Source organism: Pelosinus fermentans DSM 17108, assembly GCF_000271485.2.
Taxonomy (GTDB): domain Bacteria; phylum Bacillota; class Negativicutes; order DSM-13327; family DSM-13327; genus Pelosinus; species Pelosinus fermentans.
Genome location: NZ_AKVN02000001.1, coordinates 2,159,572 through 2,184,674 on the forward strand (window position 1 = coordinate 2,159,572; position 25,103 = coordinate 2,184,674).

Consider the following 25,103-nt stretch of genomic DNA (forward strand, 5'->3'; position numbering starts at 1 on the left):
TAAATGAACAACATAATGTTCAGTGAGGATGTGGTAACATGACAAATCGTAAGATACTTTTTGATTTTGATAAAATAATACCTCGCCAAGGGACTGGCAGCCGCAAATGGGATGCTTTGGAGAATGTATTTGGCAGTAATGATGTGCTGCCTCTTTGGATCGCTGATATGGATTTTTCTTCACCCAAAGCAGTGTCTACAGCGATCATAGAACGTGCTAATCATCCAATCTATGCATACAATACCCAGGAGAAATCTATTTATCAGTCCGTAATCGAGTGGGCGAAGAAACGTCATGGCTGGGAAATTGAAGAAGAGTGGATTCTTCTTGCTCCTGGTGTTGTTCCATCAATAAGTCTGTCAATTTTTGCACTTTCAGAACCAGGCGATGGTATTATTATTCAACCTCCTGTGTACCCGCCATTTTTTGCTTCTATTAAAGATAATGATCGTAAGGTAATTGAAAATCCCCTTCTCTCAAAAAATGGTCGTTATGAAATCGACTTTGAGGACTTAGAGCAGAAACTAGCAGAGCCAAATAATAAATTGCTTTTATTATGCAGCCCCCATAATCCTGTTGGTCGTGTGTGGAGCAGAGAAGAGCTGAAAAAGGTATATGAACTTTGCCAAAAATATGAGGTTGATGTATTGGCAGATGAGATACACAATGATTTAGTATTTCAAGGTCATAAGCATACTGTTTTTGCCTCATTAGGCACACCCGTATGTAAACAAAGTGTTACTTTTATGGCTGCTAGCAAGACTTTCAATGTAGCTGGACTCAATTTTTCTTTTATAATTGTTCCGTGTAAACGCAGACGTGGGCTGATTCAAAATTGGATTACCAAATTGCATATCAGCCGAAATAATGTTTTTGGCGGAATTGGTACTGAAGCTGCTTACAGAGACGGCGAAGCCTGGTTGGATGCATTGCTGATATACCTTGAAAAAAATGCGGATACATTAGTTGATTTTATTCAAACCAGGTTGCCAGAAGTGAAAGTAAGTAAACCAGAAGGCACTTATTTAGTGTGGTTAGATTTCCGTGCATATTTTACAAATGATAAAGAACTGCAGAAGTTTCTTGTACAAACAGCGAAGGTTGGATTAAATGCAGGCAGAAATTTCGGAACGCAAGGTGAAGGATTTGCTCGTATTAATATTGCCACGCAAAGAAGTGTCTTGCTAGAAGCGTTGACAAGAATTGAAAATGCATTGTTGAACTACAAAAAAATATAAAAGACTAGACAAAAGAAACACTACAAAAAATCCTGCACATTCATGCAGGATTTTTGTATTTTAGTGGAAAACCTATATGATTATAAAGAATAAAGGTATCTGATCATTAAGAGATAAAAGTAATCATTGAAGGGGTAATTGTCATATGCCCAAGATCATTATCTTGATTACAGCAGCATTTACAGCTGGTATTTGGTGCGCTAGTTATTTTATATGGCTGTTACCTTTTTTATATGTTGGCAGTTTTATTATTACTGTTATTTTGATTTGGAAAATTTACAAACAGCAGTCAGTGACTTGGCTGCTGGCGGTATTATTCTTTATAGTTGGTATGTTGCGCTTTATTCATGCAGATGCTTTTGCTATAAACGATGTCAGCCGCTATGCTGGGGAAAGGATAACTGTAGATGCTATCATTGAAGAACCAGCTCATGTGACGTATTTAGCACAAGAGAAATGTAGAGTCAGATACATCCTGGCAATTGATGAAGTGCAAGCTGAAAATACTAAAAAAGAAACTGCTTCAGGAAAATTGTATTTGTATGCTAGACAAGCAAATCAGGAGCGGGTTTTTAAAGCAGGGGACAAGATTAAAGTAACTGCTGAAGTTATTGCATTACATGGCTATAATAATCCAGGACAGTATGATAGTGTCGCAGCTGCACATCTACAGGGGATTAGAGGACGAATGTCTGCTTCGGGTAATGCTATACACTTAGTTAGTGAAAATCACTCAATCTGGAAAGAAAGTATGGAAGAACGGCGGACAGCAATAATCAGTAATATTGAACGTGTAATGCCATCGAGCCATAAGGCGATTCTTATAGGAATGCTGTTTGGCGGCTATAGCGAAATTCCTCGTGATGTGGTGGCTGATTTTGCTACAACAGGAATTGTGCACATCTTATCCGTATCCGGCTCACATATTGCTTTGGTAGTAGGGGTCATAACCGTATTAGGCACAGGAATGTTCAGGCGTTTTACCTATGCGAATCAACTAATCCCCTTATTTGCAGCTTTTTTTATTACTTTATATGCTATGTTTTGTGGATTGACACCACCAGTGTTGCGTTCTCTTATAATGGGGTTGATTGGGTTAGGTGCGGTATGTTTGAATCGGGAGAAAGATGCTGCAGTTGCATTATGTTTATCTGTGTTAAGTATGCTGATTTATCAGCCAGCATTAATTTATGACCTAAGTTTTCAATTGTCTTTTACCGCAACTGCAGGCTTAGTGTTTTTAAATGCTAAAACTGTAAATATGCTGGAAAGTATGATTCCGCTTTATTTGGCTCGGCCTTTGGCTGTTACCATAGCTGCCCAAGTAGGTGTATTTCCTTTTATTGCTTGGCATTTTAATAGTTTTTCTCTTAGCTCTTTTGTAGCGAACCTATTCATTGTTCCTATTATTGAAGGGATTGTCATATTAGGCTTGCTTGGTGCCTTTAGTAGTATGATCGTTGGTGTTATTGGAGCAATATGCTTAGTGGCTTGCAGTTTAATGATTAGTTTGGTTTTGCAATTGACACAATGGCTGGCAGACATGCCTGCAGCAAAGCTGTATGTGCCTTCGATTGGACTGGCTGGTAGTATAATATATTATGTTTTGGTAAGCTGGGTATATGGGTATAAACCGAAAAATATGTTATCCTTAAAAGATACGGTGGAACGATGGCCTCAAAGAAGTGCTGTAGTAGTGTTGATGCTTGTTTTTTGCACTCTAGTATATCGTGTTTATCCTGCTCCTCTTTTTGTTCATTTTATTGATGTGGGGCAGGGAGATGCGGCTCTTATCATAACGCCCCATGGACGAACAATTTTAGTGGATACAGGAGGCACTTTAGGGGAAAGTACAGATTTTGATATTGGTTATAGAGTTCTGCTGCCGTATTTAAGACATTATGGCGTACTGACAATTGATTATCTTTTTTTGACCCATGGTCACCAAGATCATGCTGGGGGAGCGGCAGGAATCGCTGGAGAGATACCGATAAAGCATATTATGTTGTCTCGCGAGAACTATACCCAGGCAGTGCTAAATCTATTGAAGGCAGCACCTAACAGTACCCGTATTGCGGTTTATGAAGGGCAAAAAGTGGAGCTTGATGGTGCAGTTGTCAATGTACTGCATGCTGGTACAGGAGTGAAACAAAAACAACCAAGTAATGAGGTGTCCAGCGTCATACAGGTACGTTATGGAAAACATAGTTTTTTATTTACTGGAGATCTTCCAGCCCAAGGAGAAGAAGAGATAATACATAGTGGTAGGGATGTTTCGAGTACGGTATTAAAAGTAGGCCATCACGGTTCAAAAACATCTTCTACCATTAAATTCTTGCAGACTGTTGATCCGGAATATGCAGTTATTTCTGTAGGGAAAAATAATTCTTTCGGGCATCCTCATGAAGAGGTCATCCAGCGTTTGTTGTTTTATGGGAGTAAAATCTATCGTACAGATGAGCAGGGAGCTATCGTATTTAAGACGAATGGCAATACGATAACAATTGATACGTTTTTAAAAGATTGAAGGATAACAGGAGGTAGCTATGGGGTATGCAGAGGTTATTCAAGGGCTAAAAAAAGGGCAGGTAAAATCTGTTTACCTATTATACGGCGAAGAGGCTTATTTTATAAAGCAGCTCGAGCAGGCAGTGATCACTGCCGTATTAGCACCTGAGGAAATAGACATGAATCTTCTAACTTTAGATAAGGACCCTGCTATAAATGAATTAATTGCCTTAATTGAAACGGTTCCGTTTATGGGGGGGAAGAATGTAATTCATATTCGGGGCACTACGTTACTGCGTCCACGAAAAAGTGGTGGAAATGAGCAAGGGGAAATTAGTGACAAAGTTGAGGAACGCTTATTTAAGGTCATCAGTGATATGCCGGATTATACGCATTTGATTCTTTCGACTACGGATAAAGTAGATAAACGGCGTAAATTGTTTAAACTAATCGAAAAACACGGGGTCGCTGTAGAACTAGCCAATATCAAGGCAAGGGATGTAAGAGGCTGGCTTACGGCTAAATTGACTGAACTGAATAAGAAAATGGATAGCGATGCTATGGAATATTTTCTGGGAGTAGTTAGCATTATGCCTCAAATTTCCCTAAGTTTTTTGCATAACGAATTAGAGAAAGCTGCTTTATTTACAGACGGAAAAACTAGAATTAGTCAATCTGATCTTATAATGATTATGTCGAGTATACCGGAAATTTCTATATTTTCAATGATTGATGCGGTTAGTCAAAAGCAAATGGGTAAAGCATTACAGTTAATGGGAGAGCAGTTAAAATCCGGAGAACATCCTCTGAAGTTGGTATCTTTATTAGCCCGGCAAGTACGCTTGATGTGGCAGGCTAAAGAGATGTCAAAGGATGGATATGGCAATAGAGAAATCGCCGAAAGACTGGGTTTAGTACCTTTTATCGGTGAAAAAATGCTGAAACAAAGTAAGAATTTTACCTCAGAAATATTAAAGGAAGTTACGTTAGCCTTAGCAGCAGCTGACTATGATCTAAAATCTGGCAGGGCTAATAAATCGGCTTTAGAGGAAATCATCATTGCGATGTGTAGATAAAGGTAGAGGGAGAAGAATCAGTGGGTGCGCCCACTTGATTCTTCTCCCTCTACCTTTAGTAGAAATGATAACGTAAAAAGCCTCTGAACATAGCAAAATGAACAGAGGCTTTAATCTTAATTAATTAGCTAAAGCATTAATTTTACGAGCTAATCTCGATTTTTTACGAGCTGCGGCATTTTTATGAACAACACCTTTGCTGGCTGCCTTGTCAATAGTTTTGCTGGCATTAATTAGAAGAGCTTTCGCTTCATCAGTGTTACCAGCAGTTACAGACTCAACTACTTTGCGAGATACAGTTCTAATGGTTGATCTCACCGCAAAGTTTCTAGCACGTCGCTCAGCATCAGTTTTTACGCTACGTTCAGATGACTTAATGTTTGGCAAGTGATTCACCTCCTTAAAGAGCATGTTACCTATAGTATCTTAGCATGTGGTTATGGAAAATGCAAGTAACAAATAATAATTTATAGCTATAAGTTGGGAATTTTCCAATGGTTTGTATACTTATAGGAAGATACTTTTATTACGGGATGTGTTAATTGCATAGCTAGTAACATTTTAGGGCAAAATAATTTTGATTTTAGACCTAAGGAGTGGATAAAAGTGGAGCATTTTACAGGTACTTCTCGTACTGATTTAGCATTAGAAGCAAGGGAATTATTAACCAAACAAGTGAGTGAAGATATTCCAGGGGTTTTGGTGGAAACATCAGAAGATGAAGAAGTTGTTCTTACTAAAGTTGATATTACTACACCGGAAGCGGAAAAGATCATGGGAAAGAAACAGGGAACTTATGTCACGATAGAAGCTCAGGGACTCCGTTATAAGAATACTCCTCTGCAAGAAAAAATAATGAAACTATTAGCAGATGAGTTGGTAGGTATGGCAGAACTATCCAAAAAAGCAACAGTCTTAGTTATTGGTTTAGGCAATCGTAATATTACTCCTGATGCTTTAGGCCCGCGGGCTATTGACAAAATTGTAGTGACACGACATTTGCAGGAAATCTTATCACCTGAGCTCAAGGGAGGAGTACGGTCAATTTGTGCCATTGCACCAGGTGTTTTAGGGATTACTGGTATGGAGACTGTAGAGATTGTACAGGGATTGGTTAGTAAAATAAAACCAGACCTGGTTATTGCTATTGATGCCCTAGCAGCAGCTTCCAGCCGTAGGGTGATTACCACTGTACAATTAGCCAATACTGGTATCAGTCCTGGTTCTGGTGTAGGCAACAAACGATTTGGTTTGACTCAGGAATCCTTAGGAGTGCCTGTAATTGCTATTGGCGTACCGACCGTTGTTCATGCTTCTACCATTGCCATGGATACGATTAATGTCTTGCAAGAACATGCGCCATTTGCTCGCTACTTTAAAAGCATGGAGAATTTATCCGATGCAGACCGTCATACGATATTGCGTCAAGTATTGCCAGAGGTATTGGGTGATTTGATGGTAACCCCCAAAGAGGTAGACCGTTTTATTGACGATATTGCAGTGGCTGTCGCGGGGGAATTAATCAAGCTATGCATCCTCATATTGATTACGAAAACATACATGCTTATTTGCATTAATAAAATGTAATTTGGCAGAAAAAAAGCTTTGTTCCTCCTGTGGATCTCTAAGCGTATTTCAGTACTATCCCTTTCCTCCCAAGCATATACATTGTATGTAAACAAAAAAGTGTGACAACCTGTGCATTATTTCGCAGCGCAGATGTCAGGGGAGGAAAGGATGTTAACAAGGCGTGCACGTCACCAGGCAAAGTATCTCTGGCATAAAAAAATAGGATTTGCAATACTTGCTCTGCTTTTCTTAAGCGTAGTAATGTGGCAAGGTTTAGATAAATCTCAAGAGGCTGTCCCAGCAAGTGCAAATGGTTCCTTGCGACAAGAACAATATGGATTGCCTCAATGGCGTGATATATTATTTTCCGGCATTCCCGGTTTGATTTATACTACAGAGCCTAGACCAGTTGTAATTGTAAAAAATGAGCAGAGTGCACAGCAGCTGCTAAGAGAGACGATGCGGTTTTTAATTGGCGTAGATATTGCCGATATACGTTCTATATTGCAGGTTGAAATTCCCTTGTTGACAAAGGTTAAATCTGTACCGCAAACAGTGAGTGCTATGACCTTGCCCAATTTTCCCAAGTTTGAAAAAAGCGAAAAGGTACCAAGCGGGAAGCCTTTGGTTGGTCTTTACTATACACATACAGCAGAATCCTATGTTCCTAATACGGGTGCTACTCATAAACCGGGAGGGCAGCTAGGCGACATTGTAGATGTAGGGGGAGCCCTCGCCAAGCAGTTAGGTACTTATGGCATTTCTACGCTGCAAAATACTACTGTTAATGATTATCCAAGCTTTATGAAAGCTTATGATGCTTCAGAGGTTACAGTAAGAAAAATGATAGCTGAGAACCCATCAATTCAGATGTATTTTGACATTCATCGTGATGCTGGTAATAAAGAAAGTCACACCGCGATGGTAAACGGCGTAGAAGTTGCAAAAATCAAAATATTGGTTTGCATAGGGCAGCAGGATTTAGTTCAGCCTCATTGGCAGCAGAATCATGCTTTTGCTAAGTTAATTGATGCTAAATTAAATCAGCGTTTTCCAGGTCTTTCTTTTGGAATTCAAATGGAAAATTGGCGATATAATCAGCATCTTCATCCACGGGCTTTATTGCTTGAGGTAGGGTGCCAGGAGAACACAAAAGAAGAAGCACAGCGTGCCATGGAAATGTTTGGTGATGTATTAGCTGAGATTATTAATGAAAATAATATACAGTAAAGAATGTCGATGTATCTTTTTATTAAGAGGTGAGGATGTGTTTTGCTCCTTAGCTTATAGGGATGTTTTAATGATTATTCGTGGTTTAATGATTTTAGTTGTAGTTATAGCCCTAGGGTTATCTGTAGCAGAACAACAATTAAATACGTTAACACAGCGACAGGAATTTGTGCGTATTTTTGATATAAGCCGCAATCGCGAGGGTGTTTATACTATGGAAGTGTTAGGTTCTGACTGCAGTATCAGTGCAGTGTATGCAATCGCTGAAATTAAGAATCAGGATGCTAGTGTAACGATTAAGACTCCCTTGATTACCTGGACGGTTCCTAAGTATTTATATATTGATTGCCGTAAAGAGCTTGCTTGGCTGACTTCAAAAAAGAAGTATTTGGAAAAGTATCTAAAACAAGGATGGGAAATCACAAATGTTTATCCGATGACTAAGCCGCTCTAAGACTCCACCATTCTAAGTGGAGTTAAGAGCGGCTAAGTCCCTGGATAAGCGCGACTAAGATTCAGATAGAATAAAACTTTATCTGAATCAAGTCTTCTTTATTTACGGCAATTTAGGTAATACTTGCAGGTGTTAGGTTCCAGGTGATATAATCAATAGCAGTAATTATGCTATTGATTTCGAGAGGAGGCCTATATGAAGACGAATAATATCCGCAATTTCTCGATAATTGCTCATATAGATCATGGAAAATCTACCCTTGCTGATCGCCTGATTGAGTATACAGGCACCCTATCTTCCCGTCAGATGGAAGCTCAGGTTTTGGATAATATGGATCTGGAACGAGAACGTGGTATTACAATTAAAGCCCAGTCTGTAAGGCTGGAATATACGGCTAAAGATGGCGAGACTTATATGTTAAATCTTATTGATACACCAGGGCACGTTGACTTTACCTATGAGGTATCACGCAGTTTGGCAGCTTGCGAGGGAGCACTCTTGATTGTAGATGCTGCTCAGGGGATTGAAGCCCAGACTTTGGCAAATGTGTATTTAGCTTTAGACAATGATTTAGAAATCATTACAGTTATTAATAAGATAGACCTGCCAAGTGCTGACCCAGAAAGAGTAAAACAAGAAGTAGAAGATGTAATTGGCCTGGATACTTCAGAGGCTGTGCTAACTAGTGCTAAATCGGGTATTGGCATTGAAGAAGTACTAGAAGCAATTGTGAAGAAAATTCCACCTCCTAAAGGTACCGTTGAGGAACCATTATGTGCACTTATTTTTGACTCCCATTTTGATGCTTATAAGGGTGTTATTGCCTATGTAAGAGTAATTAATGGTATTATTAAGCCGGGTATGAAAATGAAGATGATGGCTACAAATAAAGTTGTAGAAGTAACTGAAGTAGGCGTCTTTAGACCTGCTATGACTAATGTCAGTGAACTTGCACCTGGTCATGTAGGGTTTGTAGCTGGGAGTATTAAAAATGTAAAAGATGTTCGTGTTGGCGATACGATTACAGATGCCGATCGTCCTGTTGCCGAGGCATTACCCGGCTATCGTAAAGTTACACCCATGGTATACTGTGGCTTGTATCCAGTAGACAGTTCGGAATATGATCTTTTGCGGGATGCTTTGGAAAAATTAAAGCTGAATGATGCATCATTGGTCTTTGAACCAGAGACTTCCAGTGCTTTAGGTTTTGGTTTTCGTTGTGGATTCTTAGGACTATTACATATGGAAGTGATTCAAGAACGATTAGAACGTGAGTATAATATTACCTTAATTACCACAGCACCAAGTGTTATTTATAAAGTCTTCAAAACAGATGGAGAGATCTTTGAAATTGAAAACCCTTCTAAATTGCCAACACCTCAGGAAATTGAACATATTGAGGAACCGTATGTTAAAGCAATGGTTATAGTGCCTAATGATTATGTAGGTGTGGTCATGGAACTATCACAAGAAAAACGTGGCGAATTTAAAGATATGAAGTATTTAGATGTGACTAGAGTAATGCTGACATATGAATTGCCTTTGAGTGAAATTATTTATGATTATTTTGACCGTCTAAAATCGGCTACAAGAGGCTATGCATCCTTAGATTATGAATTGTTGGGTTATCGAGAATCTAAGCTTGTTAAATTAGATATTCTACTAAATACAGAACCTGTGGATGCTTTGTCAGTTATTGTACATCGTGATAAAGCAACCTATCGAGGACGAATTTTGGTCGAAAAGCTAAGAGGAATCATTCCCAGACAAATGTTTGAAATTCCTATTCAAGCTGCGATTGGCAACAAAGTAATTGCTCGTGAAACAGTAAGAGCCATGCGTAAAGATGTTCTAGCGAAATGCTACGGGGGCGATATTAGCCGTAAACGTAAACTTTTAGAAAAACAAAAAGAAGGTAAAAAGCGTATGAAGCAGGTAGGTAATGTAGAAGTACCGCAAGAAGCCTTCATGGCTATATTAAAGATTGATTAAGGTGATGAAATGAAGACGGGTTTATACATTCATATCCCTTTTTGTCAACAAAAATGTTTATATTGCGATTTTCCTTCCTATGATAATCTTACCCATCTATATCAGCCTTATGTTGCCGCCTTATGCCAGGAGATTTCTGGCTGGGGCGGTGTTTTATCTGGCACCTTGATTGATACAATTTATATTGGCGGGGGAACACCGACTCTTTTACCTGCAGATGCTTTAAAAACCATCTTAACTAAGGTGCATGAAAGCTTTTCCATTGACGAAGCTGCAGAATTTAGCGTAGAAGCCAATCCCGGCACGACGAATCAAGAGAAATTATTAGCTTTAAAATCAGGTGGCGTCAACCGGATTAGCTTTGGTGTGCAAACTTTTTCCGACGCATTATTAAAGTCAATTGGCAGGATACATAGTGCTGATCAGGCTGTAAGATCAGTAAAGGAAGCACAAGATTTAGGTTTCAGTAATATTAATCTTGACTTGATGTATGGATTGCCAGGTCAATCCTGCAATGATTTAAAGGTTAGTATCCAAGAGGCAATGAAACTTGATATTACTCATATCTCGGCTTATGGATTGAAAGTAGAAGAAGGTACACCTTTTGCTGCGATGGATCAGATAGGAACACTTATATTGCCAGAAGAAGATGAAGATGAAGAGATGTATACCTTTACAACTGAATATTTACCTCAGCATGGCTTTAAGCGCTATGAAATATCAAATTTTTCTAAAGCAGGGTATGAATGTCGTCATAATTTTAAATATTGGAAATATCATCCTTATGTAGGGGTGGGAGCCGCGGCTCATTCCTTTTTTCAGAAACAGCGGCTTAGTAACATAACTGATGTATCTCAATATATAGATTGTGTGGAAAAAGGAACGCTGCCAATTGAATTTCGAGAAAATCCTAGCACTACGATTGCTATGGCAGAATATATTTTTTTAGCCTTGCGGACGGTACACGGTTTATCTATTTTAGATTTTCAGGAATATTTCAACCGTGGATTTTACTTGGAGTATGGAGAAATTGTGTCAGAACTACTTCATAAAAAGTTGATTGCTGTAAAAGAGAATCAGGTAAATCTTACTGTTTTAGGCATGAAGTATGGAAATGTTGTATTTCGTGCATTTTTACCTGGATAAATCAATTATTATATCTTGACATTCAGGCGCAGGAGTGGTATTTTTTTAGTAGGTGTTAGCACTCTACAAGGTCGAGTGCTAACAATAGGAGGTGGAACTCATATGCTAGATAAGAGAAAACGTAGTATTCTTCAAGCGATTGTTGATGATTATATTTCCACCGCGGAGCCTATTGGCTCACGAACTATTGCCCGCAAACATGATTTAGGCGTTAGCCCTGCAACCATTCGCAATGAAATGGCTGATCTTGAACTGTTGGGTTATATTGAGCAGCTTCATACTTCATCGGGGAGAATTCCTTCTGCAAAAGGGTATCGCTTTTATGTAGATTCTCTATTATCACCGACCCAAATGTCTGAAAGGGAAATTGCATTAATTAAAAATTGGTATCAGGAGAAAACTCGTCATGTTGAAGAGGTTTTTCAGGAAACCGCAAAAATATTATCCAAAATAACAAGTAATATTTCATTAGTTTTAGTACCGCAAGTAACTCAATGCGCCTTTAAGTATCTAAAATTTCTACCTTTTGATGACTGTCGCACGATTTTGGTTGTCGTGACAGATACAGGATTTGTAGAAAACAAGGTGATTGATATACCAACAGGGCTTTCATTTAATGATTTGCAGCGTATTGCAGAACACATTAATAGACGTTTATCAGGATTATCCTTTGAGAATATTGAATTATCCATTCTGCGGGAAATTCAAAATGAAATGCTAATTGATGTGGACTTGTTTGAAACTGCTTTAGGGATACTAAAACAGGCATTGGTTGTGGAAAAAAATGAGCGGTTGTATCTTGGTGGCACCACACAATTATTAAGTCAGCCAGAATTTAAAAATATCGAAAAAGTAAAATCTTTTTTAGATATGCTGGAAGAAGAACATTTGCTGGCGAATATTTTGCAAAATCAAAAAAATGATGGTGTTATTGTTACAATTGGCGATGAAAACAAATATAGCGGAATTCAAGACTGCAGTATGGTGCAGGCTACTTATCGCATTGATGGTCAAGTCGTGGGAACAGTAGCTGTATTAGGTCCGACCAGGATGGATTATGGCAAGGTCATGTCAGTTTTAGAGTTTATGCATAATCATTTAGGAGAAGTACTTAAAAAGTATAAAATATAGAGAGGTAATACCTTCCTTCTATAGTAAAGGGTATTACTGACTCTATTATACATATAATAGAACTGTAATTTGGGAGGAACCAGGGATGAAGCTAAAGCAAGCTAATAGTGGTTCTGAAGTAGATGAAAGGTTAGCGGCACTCATGACAAACGGGAACGCTATCAGAGTGGTTACGTCAGCTGTTGAGGGAACTATTGGTCCTAAGGGGCTAGATACTATGCTGTTAGGTTCTTCCGGTGAAGTCATAATCACAAATGATGGCGTTACTATTTTAGATAAAATGGATGTAGATCATCCGGCAGCCAGAATGCTGATCAATGTTGCCAGAGCTCAGCAAGCCGAAATTGGAGATGGTACAACAACTGCAACTATTATGGCGGGTGGTCTGGTAGGTGAAGGTGTAAATCAAGTTATAAGGGGTGTGCCCATTGCCCGTGTCATCGAAGGAATCAGACATGGTGTGGCGCTGGCATTAGAGCAGATTAAGGATCGGGCAAAACATATTTTTGATATACAAGATCCCATTCTACACCGTATTGCTATGATTGCTGGCCGCGAATATAGTGATATTGCTCAATTGGTTATTAAGGCCGCAGGACTTATCGGTATTGAAAAATTACGTGAGTCCAGTTTTAAACTGTCAGAGATTATTTTCTCCCAGGAAGGCGCTGAGAATGAGGTCTTTATGGGCGTTATCGTTGATAAACAGCGATTAAATCAAGATATGCCTGTAAAGAGTAGTCAAGCAAAAGTATTGGTCATTGATGATGCCTTAGAGCCTGAAGAAATTGGTGATGAGGCGTTAAGTACAGAAGCTGGCTTTAAGCGGTATCTGGAATTGCAAAATGAGTTCAAGACAAATGTACATAAGATTGTAGAACTTGGTGTTAAGGTAGTATTGGTAGATCGGGGTGTCCATAATAGTGCAGAAGAAATACTGACGGATGCCGGTATTATGGTAATTCAGCGAGTGGTGCCAGAGGAACTTCGCCGTGCCGCGGATCATGTAGGAGCGCGTATGATTAAACGCACAGGTCTTAAGAAAGATATTACGAACATTGCTAGTTCTTTGGGTTTGGCGAAGAACGTGTATGAAGATGAAAAATTGAAGCATATTCGTATGTTGGGCGGTGCTGGTAAGCCGATGGCTACCATTTTAGTGGGGGCTGCTACCAAAGAAGTGGTTGGTGAACGGCAGCGTATTGCCAAAGATGCAGCCTCTAGTGTGCAAGCTGCTGTTAAAGGTGGTTATGTGCCTGGCGGCGGGTCTATTGAAATTGCTATTAGCCGTGACATTGCTAAGACTAGGGATGCAGTTAAAGGTATGGCGGCTTATGGGGTAGATTGTGTAATACATGCATTACGCAGACCGTTAGCACAAATTGTAGAAAATGCTGGCTATAATCCTCTGGAGAAGGTAGAAGATGTCATTGCAGCCCATGCCAATCAAAATAAAGATTCTTTAGGCATTGATTGCGATACTGGTGAAGTGATTGATATGATGACTCTTGGCGTAGTGGATCCTACAACAGTGAAATTACATGCCGTGAAGGCGGCGGGAGAAGTTGCTATTGCTATTTTACGCATTGATACGATTATTAAGAAAAAAGAAGAGTAGCATAAGGCCGCTGAATTTGCAGCAGAAGTTCGTATATTTTAAGATGGGGTGATTTATTTGAACGAAACAAAAGAAGAAGTACAAGAGATAATTGAGGATCGATGTGTTGCACCTGATGAAACAATAGAAGTTTTAGATGAGATAGAAACTAAAATGCAGACGGAACTTGCAGAAAAAGAGCGTCTGTTAGAAGAGAGTAATGATCGCTATAAACGATTGCAGGCGGATTTTGATAATTTTCGAAGACGTACTCGTCAGGAAAAAGAAGAGCTATCAAATATCGTAGCACAAAATCTTATTTTAGAATTACTGCCTGTTATTGATAACTTTGAGAGAGCCTTATGCAGTGTTGCTACTCAGGATGCGAATAAAATGCTGTCAGGAGTAGAAATGATTTATCGTCAATTAATGCAGGGGTTGGAAAAAAATGGACTGGTGGCTGTGGAGGCAGTTGGCAAAACCTTTAACCCTCAAGAGCATGAAGCTGTAATGAGAGTGGAGGATGCTGATCAGCCTGACGGTATAATTGTAGAAGAGCTGCAAAAAGGATATTCCGTAAAAGGTAAGGTTATTAGACCCAGTATGGTTAAAGTCGTAAGTAATTAGAAGTTACTTAAAAACTTCATTTTAAAAATAAAATTTTACATATTTCAAGGAGGAAGAAAAAAATGGCAAAAGTAATTGGTATAGATCTTGGTACTACAAATTCATGTGTGGCAGTAATGGAAGGTGGAGAGCCGGTTGTTATTGCAAATGCTGAAGGAAACAGAATTACTCCTTCCGTAGTAGGTTTTTCTAAAAATGATGAGCGTTTGGTTGGTCAATTGGCAAAGCGCCAAGCTGTGTCCAATCCTGAGCGTACGATTAGTTCCATTAAAAGACATATGGGTACTGATCATAAAGTGAAAATTGATGATAAGACTTATACTCCTCAAGAAATTTCTGCAATGATTTTGCAAAAATTAAAAACAGATGCAGAAGCTTATTTGGGTCAAACTGTTACGCAAGCTGTTATTACTGTACCTGCTTATTATAATGATAGTCAACGTCAAGCAACAAAAGATGCTGGAACCATTGCAGGCTTAGAAGTACTTCGTATTATCAATGAACCAACAGCTGCAGCTTTAGCTTATGGTATTGATAAAGGCAACGATCATACAGTATTGGTTTTTGACTTGGGTGGTGGTACTTTTGACGTATCGATCTTAGAACTTGGCGAAGGTGTGTTTGAGGTAAAGGCTACCAATGGTAATAATCGTTTAGGCGGAGATGATTTCGATGAACGTGTTATGAAATGGTTAGTTGCAGAGTTCAAAAAAGAAAATGGTATTGATTTGTCAAAAGATCGTATGGCAGAACAACGCTTGCGCGAAGCTGCTGAAAAAGCAAAAATTGAACTTTCTGGTGTATTGACAACTAATATTAATTTACCATTTATTACTGCGGATCAAACTGGTCCTAAACATTTAGAAGTGAACTTAACAAGAGCTAAGTTTGATGAATTAACTGCTGATTTGGTTGAATCTACTATGGGGCCAACTCGTCAGGCAATGAGCGATGCGGGTTTGTCACCTAAGGATATTGAAAAAGTAATTTTGGTGGGTGGTTCTACTCGTATTCCTGCAGTGCAAGAAGCTATCAAAGGATTCCTGGGCAAAGAACCGCATCGTGGTGTAAATCCTGATGAGTGTGTAGCGGTAGGTGCTGCGATTCAAGCTGGTGTATTGGTAGGAGAAGTTAAAGATGTTCTTTTACTTGATGTAACTCCATTATCATTGGGAATTGAAACATTAGGTGGAGTATACACTAAAATTATTGAACGTAATACTACTATCCCTACATCAAAAAGCCAAGTGTTCTCTACTGCGGCTGATAATCAACCATCTGTAGATATTCATGTTCTGCAAGGTGAAAGAGAAATAGCGGCTTATAATAAAACATTAGGACGTTTTGAATTAAAAGACATTCCACCTGCACAACGTGGCGTACCTCGTATTGAAGTTTCCTTTGACATTGATGCTAACGGCATTGTTCATGTATCAGCGAAAGATTTGGGCACTGGTAAGGAACAAAAAATTACCATCACTTCATCCGGCGGTATGAGCAAAGATGATATTGAACGTATGGTAAAAGAAGCAGAAGCACATGCAGCGGAAGATAAGGCTCGTAAGGACGAAGTAGAAGTTCGTAACAATGCTGATTCTTTGGTATATCAAGCTGAAAAGACAATCAAAGACATGGGTGATAAAGTCGAAGATAAGGATTTGCTTGAAAAAGTACAAAAAGCTGCTGACGCATTAAAAGAAAGCCTCAACGGTACTGATACCGAAAAGATTAAAGCAGATACAGAAGAATTAACAAAGCCATTGTATGAAATGACATCTGCAGTCTATAATAAAGAGCAAGAGGCTACTGCTGAGCAAGCGCCTGGAGCAGGCACTGAAGAAAAAGTGGTTGATGCTGAGTATAAAGTAGTAGATGAAGACAAAAAATAGGATTGTATAAGAAAGCTTAGTCATTGAATCAAGTAAGTTGACTAATGTTTGGCAGGGATGTTTTCTTTCCCTGCCAAATACTATATAATTGGTAACAGGAAATAACCGCTAAAACACATGGCCTTTTATGGCATTGTGTTTTGGTGGTTCAACTGTTTTTCTATTAAATATAAGTTTTAGGATGGTGTAATGTGAGTAAACGCGACTACTATGAAGTATTGGGCGTAAATAAAGGTGCGTCTGATGATGAAATAAAAAAAGCATTTCGTAAAATGGCCCGTAAGTACCATCCTGACGTAAATCGCGATAAGACAAAAGAAGCCGAAGAGCAATTTAAAGAAGTCAATGAAGCATATGAGGTTTTGTCAAATAGTGAGCGTCGGGCGCAATACGATCAATTTGGCCATGCTGCTTTTGATGGAAATGGCGGAGGCGGTGGCTTTGGTGGATTTGGCGGCGGTAGCAGCGGTGGATTTAATGATATATTTGATATGTTCTTTGGTGGGCAATCTGGCTTTGGCGGAAGACAGCCAGGACCTGAAAAAGGATCAGATTTGCGTTATGACATGGAAATTACTTTTGAACAGGCTGCGTTTGGCGTAGAGATGGAAATCCAAATCCCAAGAACAGAGGATTGTCAAAAATGTAGTGGATCAGGAGCCGCGCCGGGAACTCATGCTGAGACTTGCAGCCAGTGTAAGGGGACAGGGCAAATTCAAGTGGCGCAAAATACACCTTTTGGCCGAATGATTAATACGAGGACTTGTGATCGTTGCCATGGAGAAGGAAAAATTGTACAAACGCCTTGTAAAGAGTGCCACGGACAAGGTAAAACCCGTGTTAAACGCAAAATTAAAGTGAAGATACCTGCAGGGGTTGATAATGGGTCAAGGCTTCGTGTCAGCCATGAAGGAGAAGCGGGTATGCGCGGCGGTCCTCCAGGGGATTTATATGTTTATATCTTTGTAAAATCTCACAAACTGTTTACTCGTGAAGGTAGTGAGGTTATATGTGAAGTACCAATCAGTTTTGTTCAAGCCACATTAGGAGATGAAATTGAGGTTCCTACGTTAGATGGCAAAGTTAAATTAAAGATTACAGAGGGAACTCAATCTGGAACGATTTTCCGGCTGCGGGAAAAAGGTATTCCTCACTTAAGAGGTAATGGACGTGGTGACCAGCATGTAAGAGTAAAAGTACTGACACCGCAAAAATTAAATGAAAAACAGCGTGAGCTTTTACAAGAATTTGCAAAGGCGAGCGGTGAAAATATTAATCCTGAACAAAAGAATTTTTTCAAGAAAGTAAAGGATGTGTTTGGGGTATAAGTAGGTTTAATAAACCACCAATGCACAACAGTGATTGTGCATTGGTGGTTTAAAATACCCTTTGTAACTCCAGGCTAACCAGGCTTTTTGGTAAGTATAAATTTTATAGGTGGAGAAAAATGAGATTTTATGAACCACAAAGGACACAATGCCGCTGATGCGGCACACAAAGGCGTGCACAAAAAAATATATAAATAAAAACCCTTTATGTTTCCTTTGCATCTTTGTGGTTCGATTCGTGATATCTGTTTTAAGAAATATGTTAACATTTTCTTAGTAGAGAAGAAAAGGGGCGATTGGTATGAAATGGGCTGAAATAAGCATTCTGACGACGCATGAAGCTGCTGAAACGGTGGCTAATATTTTTCATGAATTAGGATCGAGTGGTGTGGTTATTGAAGACCCCGAGCTTGTGAATTCATACCTTGCTTCAGGTGTATGGGATTATTCGGATATTCCTCAGGAAAGTAATACAGAAGTGGTAACGGTTAAGGCATACTTACCTGTTGATCATCAGCTAGATGATAAGCTGCGGAATTTTGAAGAAGAGTTTCAGCAGATTTCTTCCCGTGGAATGGATAAAGGTAAAGGAGAAATGCAGTGTCGAGAGGTGCAGGAAGAAGACTGGGCATCCTCGTGGAAAGCATTTTTTCACCCCATAAAAGTAGGTCAATATATTGTAATAAAACCTTCTTGGGAAGAATATATAGCTACTGTTGATGACTTAGTGATTGAACTTGATCCTGGTATGGCTTTTGGTACGGGTACTCATCAAACAACAGCTATGTGCTGCCGGGCATTGGAAGAAACGGTAAAAGCCGGTGATCTTATTTTTGATGTTGGTACAGGGTCAGGCATATTATCTATAGCTGCAGCTAAACTTGGTGCTGCTAGTGTACAGGCGGTAGATTTAGATCATGGTGCAGTTCGAGTTGCCAAAGAAAATGTTGTGATCAATCAGGTAGAGGACATTGTACAGGTAGGTCAGGGAGATTTATTGACAGGTGTCACAGGCCAAGCTGATATTGTGATTGCAAATATTATTGCAGATGTAGTGATTAAGTTATTGGTCGACATACCAAAACGTTTAAAAGATGAAGGAATCTTTATTGCCAGCGGCATTATCACGGAACGGCTTAGTGATGTTGCGGCTGCCATGTTAGAGCATAATCTAATAGTAGAGAAAGTCATTGAAGAAGGTGGCTGGGTTGCGATTATAGCACGCAAAGGGGGCCGGTGACTTTGCGTCGGTTTTTTATAAAAACATCTTTATCTGAAGAAATGTTTATTGATGGACAAGATGCACATCATATTAGTAAAGTACTTAGACTGCAAGTTGGCGATAAGATTATAGTGATACCTCCTGATGGACAAGCGGGCACAGCCCAAATCATAGAGATTGCTGTTGATAGAGTTAGGCTGCTCCTAGAGGGGACTCTAGAGGAAGCAAAAGAAGCACCTATACAAGTTTATTTAGCTCAAGGATTGCCGAAAAGTGATAAAATGGACTATATTATCCAAAAAGCAGTAGAGTTAGGGGTAACAGCCATATTTCCCATACAAATGGATCATTCAGTGGTACAGTATGATAATGCTAAAAAAAAATCCCGCGGCGAACGCTGGCAGAAAATTTCTTTAGAAGCAGCTAAGCAGTGTGGACGTAGCTTTATACCTTCTGTGGAACCCATCCAAAGCTTGACAGAACTCTTTTCCCAGCTTTCGGATGAAGTAGTTATTATTATGTTATATGAAGGACAAACTGAAAAGGGATTAAAGAAAGCTTTAGCAGAAAAATCGGCAAAAACTTATCTTTTGTTAGTTGGTCCTGAGGGTGGTTTTAGCAATCAGGAACTTATTATTTCTCAAAAGCATGGAGCTTTGGTTGTTACTATGGGACCGCGCATTTTACGCACAGAAACGGCATCCTTAGCTGCTGTGGCTATGATTATGTATGAATATGGTGATATGGGGGGCTAAGTGTGCCGCAAGTTGCGTTTACTACCTTAGGGTGTAAAGTGAATCAGTTTGAAACTGAGATTATGGAAGGCTTATTTAAGCAGCGGGGCTATGAAATGGTTCCCTTTGATCAAGTTGCTGATGTTTATGTAATTAATACTTGCTCCGTTACTCATTTGGGTGAAAAAAAATCCAGGCAAATAATTAGGCGGGCAATACGTCTTAATCCAAAAGCAATTGTAGCTGTAGCTGGATGTTATGCTCAAGTCTCGCCGCAAGAAATTGAAGCGATAGAAGGCGTAAAAGTAATCGTTGGCACACAAGATCGCCAGCGTATTGTGGATTTAGTAGAGCAAGCTGCTCATTGTATGAGTCCAGTAAATATTGTGACGAATATTATGAAAGCAGAGTATTTTGAAGATATTCCTTTATTTGATGCCCCTGGTCGTACACGAGCTTTTTTAAAGATACAGGAAGGTTGTACTAATTTTTGTACGTATTGCATTATTCCATATGCTCGTGGCCCGTTAAGATCCCGTCCTTTGTCGAGTATTATTCAGGAAACTGAAAAACTGATTGCCGCAGGTTTTAAAGAAATTGTATTAACAGGGATTCATTTAGGGGCATATGGTCGTGATATGGAAGATGAGATTACGTTAGCGGATGTTGTTAGAGCGATCCTGAAGATACAAGGTCTTGTTCGCCTTCGATTAGGGTCTTTGGAGTCTATTGAAATATCAGATGAATTAATTGCCCTTATGAAGCAGGATGATAGGCTATGCAGTCATCTGCACTTACCTTTACAAGCAGGTGATGCTACTGTTTTGAAAGCTATGAACAGGCATTATACCCTGGGTGAATATCAACAGCTTATTGCTAATATTAGGAATAAAGTTGAAGATATTGCGATTTCTACAGATATTATTGTCGGCTTTCCCGGTGAAACGCCAGAGATGTTTAATAATGCGTTAGCTTTTGTAGAGAAAATGAATTTTTCTCGTATGCATATTTTTCCTTATTCACGGCGTAGTGGCACTCCTGCTGCTGAGTATTCTGGGCAAATACCCGAAGAGGAAAAAAGACGGCGAGTACAAATTATGCAGGAGTTAGCAGAAAAAAAAGCTGATGAATTTCTGCAATCTTTCCTTAATCGGCAATTTACCGTCTTATTTGAAATGGAGAGTCAAAAAAGTGAGAATATTATCGATGGCTTAACTGGAAACTATATTCGTGTTTATACGAGTGGTAATCAAAATATGCAAGGGAAATCTTTTCAGGTAATATTGGAAAAACCATATCGTGATGGAGTATGGGGGAAAATAGTGGATTAATTTTATAAAAAGAAGTCATTGGCAGCAGGATATCTGAGAAAAAAGCAGAATAATTTTAAAGACTTAGATAGAATGTATGTATCTAGTGATAAAGATTAACCAATATTGAATCTTTATAGTTAGCTGTTTGGGTAGTAACAAAGCGAAGGGAGGTGTTGTAGTATGCCGCAGGAATGTATTTTTTGTAAGATTGCAACCAAGGAGATTCCTGTAACTGCTTTATATGAGGATGAGCATATGATCGTTTTTCCTGATATCAATCCAGTTACTCCAGTCCATGTGTTAGTAATTCCCAAAAAGCATATTGCTAATCTCCTAGAACTAGCACCTGAAGATGCATCACTAGTAGGTCATATCGTATTTACTATTTCCCGGCTTGCTTCTCAGTTAGGAATTGCAGAAGATGGATTTCGACTGGTTGTAAATACAAAAGATAATGGTGGACAAACAGTTCATCATTTGCATTGGCATGTACTTGGTGGTAGATTTATGACTTGGCCACCAGGTTGATATTGACAATGCTTACCTGTATCGTGTATAATTTCTAGGTGTATGTAGAACAAATACACTTCCCCATATCGGTTCAGTGGAGGGAGGGATATCAGATGTCAGAAGTTAAAGTAGGAAAAAATGAAACAATTGATAGTGCACTCCGCAGATTTAAACGTACTTGTCAAAAAGCCGGTACTCTTGCTGAAATAAGAAAGCGCGAACATTATGAAAAACCTAGCGTAAAGCGCAAGAAAAAATCCGAAGCAGCGCGTAAACGCAAGTTTTAATTAGAGTTTCTAAGTTTCGGAGGTTTTTATATGTCTTTAAAAGAAAGATTGACAGAAGATATGAAGCAGGCTATGAAGGATAAAGAGTCAGGTAAATTACGCCTTTCTGTTATTCGCATGGTACGTGCTAACATAAAGAATGTCGAGATAGACAGTAAACAAGAGCTTTCTGACGATGAGGTTTTAGGTGTTGTTTCCAAAGAAGTAAAGATGCGTCGCGATTCAATTGAAGAGTTCACGAAAGGCAATCGTTTAGATTTAGTTGAAAATCTTGAACAGGAAATTGAAGTTTTGATGAAGTATTTACCGGAACAACTTAGTGAAACCGAAGTTCGTACTTTAGTGGAGCAGGCTGTGGCAGAATCCAAAGCGGTTAGCCCTAAAGAAATGGGCAAAGTAATGGCTGTCCTAATGCCGAAGGTCAAAGGACGTGCTGATGGTAAAATGGTTAATACCATAGTGCGTGAGATGCTAAATCAATGAGTTAATCTGGTACTTATTTTTTAATAAGTACCAGATTTTAATTTTAGCGATATTATCACTAGAATTAAAAAAAATAAGACAAGCTGAGGCTTGTCTTATTTTTAATGTAGTTGTAAGTGAAGCATAATGATTATTATTTCGTTGGGTACTAAAATAGTTATAGATTCAAATCAATAACTGCGATTGATGATATGATCGTAGTAAAAAAGTTATAATAGTAAGTAGTAGAAAATAGTTATATGTTTTACAAATAATTTATAAAAATGAAAGTAAGAACAATTGTTATGAATAATAGCGCATAGAATACAAATATATAGTATAATTAGGTTGTAAATTATGTCTTATGTCACTTATTCCTTACAATTAGACATTAACATACATGCTTCGACAAGTCAAGGGGGGTATTGTAAAAAAAATAAAAATAAAGGAGGAATAATAGGATGAGGCATATCGTAAAAATAATGGCTGTATGTATATTTATTAGTATGCTGATAGGGGTTTATAAGCCGACGGCAGTCGATGCTCAGCAGGTAGTAATCATAAATGTGAAAGGCGAAATTGATGGCAGCCAAGTAGCACTCGTAAATCGTGGGTTAGCTGAGGCTGAAAAAAACAATGCTGCTGCGATTATCATTGAAATGGATACTTTTGGCGGCTTAGTTGATTCTGCCGTTAAAATTCGTGATGTGATTAGCCAAACACCGATTACAACAATTTGTTATGTTAAAAATCGGGCTTGGTCAGCTGGAGCTTTAATTGCCATTGCTCATAAGCACATTGCCATTGTACCAGGCGGCAGTATTGGTGCAGCGGAACCGATACCGACCACAGAGAAGACTATTGCTGCACTAAAAGCTGAATTTGCTGCCACAGCAAATAAAAGTGGGCGTAATGTGAAGGTCGCGGAAGCGATGGTGGATAAAACGGTAGGTTTCCCGGGATATGCTGAACCAGGACAGATTCTGGCTCTTACTGATTACCAGGCAAAAGAAGTGGGCTTTGCTGATATAATAGCTGCTGATCGCAAAGATGTATTAACTCATTATGGATTAATGGATCATGAAATTGTTGAATATCATCTTGGCTGGACGGAAAAAATAGCAGGATGGCTTTCTGACCCGACAGTAAAGTCATTTTTAGTATCCGTTATCTTTCTGGCTGTATTTACAGAAATTAAAACTGCTGGTATGGGAGTGGCAGCATTCATTGGTTTATTAGCGGCAATGTTGTTTTTTGGAAGTCAATGGCTGACAGGTTTAGCGGGATGGTTTGAGCTTATTTTATTTGCCAGTGGTGTGTTACTAATTCTAATTGAATTATTTGTTCCAGGCTTTGGTTTTTGGGGCATTAGTGGCGTTAGTTGTATTTTGGTAAGCATGTTTCTTACTTTAGGTGGAAATGCAACAGCTCTTAGCTTATTATCCATTAGTTTACTTATGGCAATTGCTGTTTTCTTATTCATACTTAAGTATCTGCCCTCAAGTAGATTGTGGGCTAAATTAATTTTAAAGGACTCGGAAACAACAGAAGCAGGGTTTAGCAGCAGTCATGACTATAGTGCTTATGTGGGACGAGAGGGTGTTGTTGTTACGTTGCTGAGACCATCGGGTTTAGTTGATTTTGATGGTGTACAGCTGGATGTAATATCAGAGGGGCAATATATTGAACCAGGAGTACGAGTAAAGGTGGTGAGCAGTAACGGCAGTCGAATTGTTGTAAAGCGAGTTTAAATGGAGTGGGAGGTAATAGAATGGGAATTTTCAGTGTAATAGGACCTTTATTTTTAGTGTTGTTGGTAATAGTGGGTATTGCTATCTTTTTGCATTTTGTACCCCTTGGTTTATGGATTTCAGCCATTGCTGCTGGAGTGCGCGTAGGCATCTTTACGCTAGTTGGAATGAGGCTTCGGCGCGTGCCGCCTGCTAATATTGTATTACCTTTGATTAAAGCCAATAAAGCAGGACTTGAAGTAAATGTAAATCAATTAGAAGCTCATTATTTAGCAGGAGGGAATGTGGATCGTGTGGTAGATGCTTTAATTGCTGCCCACCGGGCCGAAATTCCTTTGCCTTTTGCCAGGGCTGCTGCTATTGATTTAGCAGGCAGAAATGTTTTAGAAGCCGTACAAATGAGTGTTAATCCTAAAGTTATTGAAACACCGGTTGTAGCTGCTGTCGCAAAAAATGGGATTGAGCTTAAAGTAAAAGCCCGTGTAACCGTAAGGGCCAATATTGATCGTTTAGTCGGCGGTGCCGGTGAAGCTACTGTATTAGCCAGGGTTGGTGAGGGAATCATTACCACAGTTGGTTCTTCAAACGACCATAAAGATGTATTAGCCAATCCAGATCATATTTCCAAGACTGTCTTATCTAAAGGGCTTGATGCAGGAACGGCATTTGAAATATTATCCATTGATATTGCGGATGTGGATGTGGGACGTAATATTGGGGCCGAACTAATGACAGATCAGGCAGAAGCGGAGAAACGAATCGCTCAGGCAAAAGCAGAAGAACGAAGAGCTATGGCTGTTGCTCAAGAACAGGAAATGAAGGCATACACGCAAGAAATGCAGGCTAAGGTTGTAGAAGCGGAGGCAGAAGTTCCTCATGCTCTTTCAGTAGCCTTAACGGAAGGACGTATTGGAGTCATGGATTATTATAATATGAATAATATTATGGCAGATACGCAAATGAGAGAGACCATCAGTAAAGCAGGGCCTGCAGCGCCGCCATCTTCTAATAGACCTGAAGAACCAGGAAATAGGTGATA

Annotated in this window: 22 protein-coding genes; 21 read left to right on the forward strand and 1 reads right to left on the reverse strand. The window is 39.2% G+C overall.

Annotation, left to right across the window (positions count from 1 at the left end; genetic code table 11):
• Nucleotides 1–38: 38 nt before the first annotated feature.
• The 3 genes from FR7_RS09710 (at nucleotide 39) to holA (ending at nucleotide 4,822) form a co-directional block, all read left to right on the forward strand.
• The gene (locus FR7_RS09710; protein ID WP_007936520.1) at nucleotides 39–1,238 is read left to right on the forward strand and encodes a MalY/PatB family protein; all 1,200 of its coding nucleotides are present in this window, start codon (nucleotides 39–41) and stop codon (nucleotides 1,236–1,238) included.
• A 145-nt stretch (nucleotides 1,239–1,383) separates the two neighbouring features.
• The gene (locus FR7_RS09715) at nucleotides 1,384–3,765 is read left to right on the forward strand and encodes a DNA internalization-related competence protein ComEC/Rec2 (protein ID WP_007936522.1); all 2,382 of its coding nucleotides are present in this window, start codon (nucleotides 1,384–1,386) and stop codon (nucleotides 3,763–3,765) included.
• A gap of 19 nt (nucleotides 3,766–3,784) precedes the next feature.
• On the forward strand, nucleotides 3,785–4,822 hold the full coding sequence (holA, locus tag FR7_RS09720; protein ID WP_007936524.1) for a DNA polymerase III subunit delta: 1,038 nt from the start codon (nucleotides 3,785–3,787) through the stop codon (nucleotides 4,820–4,822).
• A gap of 120 nt (nucleotides 4,823–4,942) precedes the next feature.
• On the opposite strand, the gene rpsT is transcribed toward holA, so the two are convergent.
• Nucleotides 4,943–5,209, reverse strand: a complete 267-nt coding sequence (rpsT, locus tag FR7_RS09725) for a 30S ribosomal protein S20 (protein ID WP_007936526.1) — start codon at nucleotides 5,207–5,209, stop codon at nucleotides 4,943–4,945.
• A gap of 219 nt (nucleotides 5,210–5,428) precedes the next feature.
• Between rpsT and gpr the strand changes: the two genes are divergently transcribed.
• From gpr to floA, 18 genes are all read left to right on the forward strand, one after another.
• Nucleotides 5,429–6,409: a GPR endopeptidase gene (gene gpr / locus FR7_RS09730; protein ID WP_237769515.1), complete on the forward strand. Its 981-nt coding sequence runs from the start codon at nucleotides 5,429–5,431 to the stop codon at nucleotides 6,407–6,409.
• A gap of 150 nt (nucleotides 6,410–6,559) precedes the next feature.
• On the forward strand, nucleotides 6,560–7,621 hold the full coding sequence (gene spoIIP, locus FR7_RS09735; RefSeq protein WP_007936529.1) for a stage II sporulation protein P: 1,062 nt from the start codon (nucleotides 6,560–6,562) through the stop codon (nucleotides 7,619–7,621).
• Nucleotides 7,622–7,658: 37 nt separating this feature from the next.
• Nucleotides 7,659–8,075, forward strand: a complete 417-nt coding sequence (locus FR7_RS09740; RefSeq protein ID WP_007936531.1) for a hypothetical protein — start codon at nucleotides 7,659–7,661, stop codon at nucleotides 8,073–8,075.
• 195 nt (nucleotides 8,076–8,270) lie between these two features.
• On the forward strand, nucleotides 8,271–10,067 hold the full coding sequence (lepA, locus tag FR7_RS09745) for a translation elongation factor 4 (protein ID WP_007936533.1): 1,797 nt from the start codon (nucleotides 8,271–8,273) through the stop codon (nucleotides 10,065–10,067).
• 9 nt (nucleotides 10,068–10,076) lie between these two features.
• On the forward strand, nucleotides 10,077–11,213 hold the full coding sequence (gene hemW, locus FR7_RS09750) for a radical SAM family heme chaperone HemW (protein ID WP_007936535.1): 1,137 nt from the start codon (nucleotides 10,077–10,079) through the stop codon (nucleotides 11,211–11,213).
• Nucleotides 11,214–11,315: 102 nt separating this feature from the next.
• Nucleotides 11,316–12,344, forward strand: a complete 1,029-nt coding sequence (gene hrcA, locus FR7_RS09755) for a heat-inducible transcriptional repressor HrcA (protein WP_007936537.1) — start codon at nucleotides 11,316–11,318, stop codon at nucleotides 12,342–12,344.
• Between the two features lie 85 nt (nucleotides 12,345–12,429).
• Nucleotides 12,430–13,962 (forward strand): TCP-1/cpn60 chaperonin family protein, encoded by a 1,533-nt coding sequence (locus FR7_RS09760; protein WP_007936541.1) that lies wholly within the window; start codon nucleotides 12,430–12,432, stop codon nucleotides 13,960–13,962.
• Between the two features lie 48 nt (nucleotides 13,963–14,010).
• Complete coding sequence (grpE, locus tag FR7_RS09765) at nucleotides 14,011–14,568, forward strand: nucleotide exchange factor GrpE (RefSeq protein ID WP_007936543.1); 558 nt, start codon at nucleotides 14,011–14,013, stop codon at nucleotides 14,566–14,568.
• A gap of 62 nt (nucleotides 14,569–14,630) precedes the next feature.
• Complete coding sequence (gene dnaK, locus FR7_RS09770; protein ID WP_007936545.1) at nucleotides 14,631–16,457, forward strand: molecular chaperone DnaK; 1,827 nt, start codon at nucleotides 14,631–14,633, stop codon at nucleotides 16,455–16,457.
• 191 nt (nucleotides 16,458–16,648) lie between these two features.
• The gene (gene dnaJ / locus FR7_RS09775) at nucleotides 16,649–17,785 is read left to right on the forward strand and encodes a molecular chaperone DnaJ (RefSeq protein ID WP_007936547.1); all 1,137 of its coding nucleotides are present in this window, start codon (nucleotides 16,649–16,651) and stop codon (nucleotides 17,783–17,785) included.
• A gap of 301 nt (nucleotides 17,786–18,086) precedes the next feature.
• Nucleotides 18,087–19,025 (forward strand): 50S ribosomal protein L11 methyltransferase, encoded by a 939-nt coding sequence (gene prmA, locus FR7_RS09780; protein ID WP_007936549.1) that lies wholly within the window; start codon nucleotides 18,087–18,089, stop codon nucleotides 19,023–19,025.
• The gene (locus FR7_RS09785; RefSeq protein WP_237714882.1) at nucleotides 19,022–19,762 is read left to right on the forward strand and encodes a 16S rRNA (uracil(1498)-N(3))-methyltransferase; all 741 of its coding nucleotides are present in this window, start codon (nucleotides 19,022–19,024) and stop codon (nucleotides 19,760–19,762) included. Before prmA ends, FR7_RS09785 begins: the two co-directional genes overlap by 4 nt.
• A gap of 2 nt (nucleotides 19,763–19,764) precedes the next feature.
• Complete coding sequence (mtaB, locus tag FR7_RS09790) at nucleotides 19,765–21,072, forward strand: tRNA (N(6)-L-threonylcarbamoyladenosine(37)-C(2))-methylthiotransferase MtaB (RefSeq protein WP_007936552.1); 1,308 nt, start codon at nucleotides 19,765–19,767, stop codon at nucleotides 21,070–21,072.
• Between the two features lie 162 nt (nucleotides 21,073–21,234).
• On the forward strand, nucleotides 21,235–21,582 hold the full coding sequence (locus FR7_RS09795) for a histidine triad nucleotide-binding protein (protein WP_007936553.1): 348 nt from the start codon (nucleotides 21,235–21,237) through the stop codon (nucleotides 21,580–21,582).
• A gap of 95 nt (nucleotides 21,583–21,677) precedes the next feature.
• Entirely contained in the window at nucleotides 21,678–21,851 is a 174-nt protein-coding gene (gene rpsU / locus FR7_RS09800; RefSeq protein WP_007936555.1) for a 30S ribosomal protein S21, read from the forward strand.
• A gap of 30 nt (nucleotides 21,852–21,881) precedes the next feature.
• A complete protein-coding gene (locus FR7_RS09805; protein ID WP_007936557.1) occupies nucleotides 21,882–22,334 on the forward strand; it encodes a GatB/YqeY domain-containing protein in 453 nt (150 codons plus the stop codon).
• 440 nt (nucleotides 22,335–22,774) lie between these two features.
• On the forward strand, nucleotides 22,775–24,064 hold the full coding sequence (locus FR7_RS09810; RefSeq protein ID WP_007936559.1) for an NfeD family protein: 1,290 nt from the start codon (nucleotides 22,775–22,777) through the stop codon (nucleotides 24,062–24,064).
• Nucleotides 24,065–24,084: 20 nt separating this feature from the next.
• The gene (gene floA, locus FR7_RS09815; RefSeq protein WP_007936561.1) at nucleotides 24,085–25,101 is read left to right on the forward strand and encodes a flotillin-like protein FloA; all 1,017 of its coding nucleotides are present in this window, start codon (nucleotides 24,085–24,087) and stop codon (nucleotides 25,099–25,101) included.
• Nucleotides 25,102–25,103: the final 2 nt, after the last annotated feature.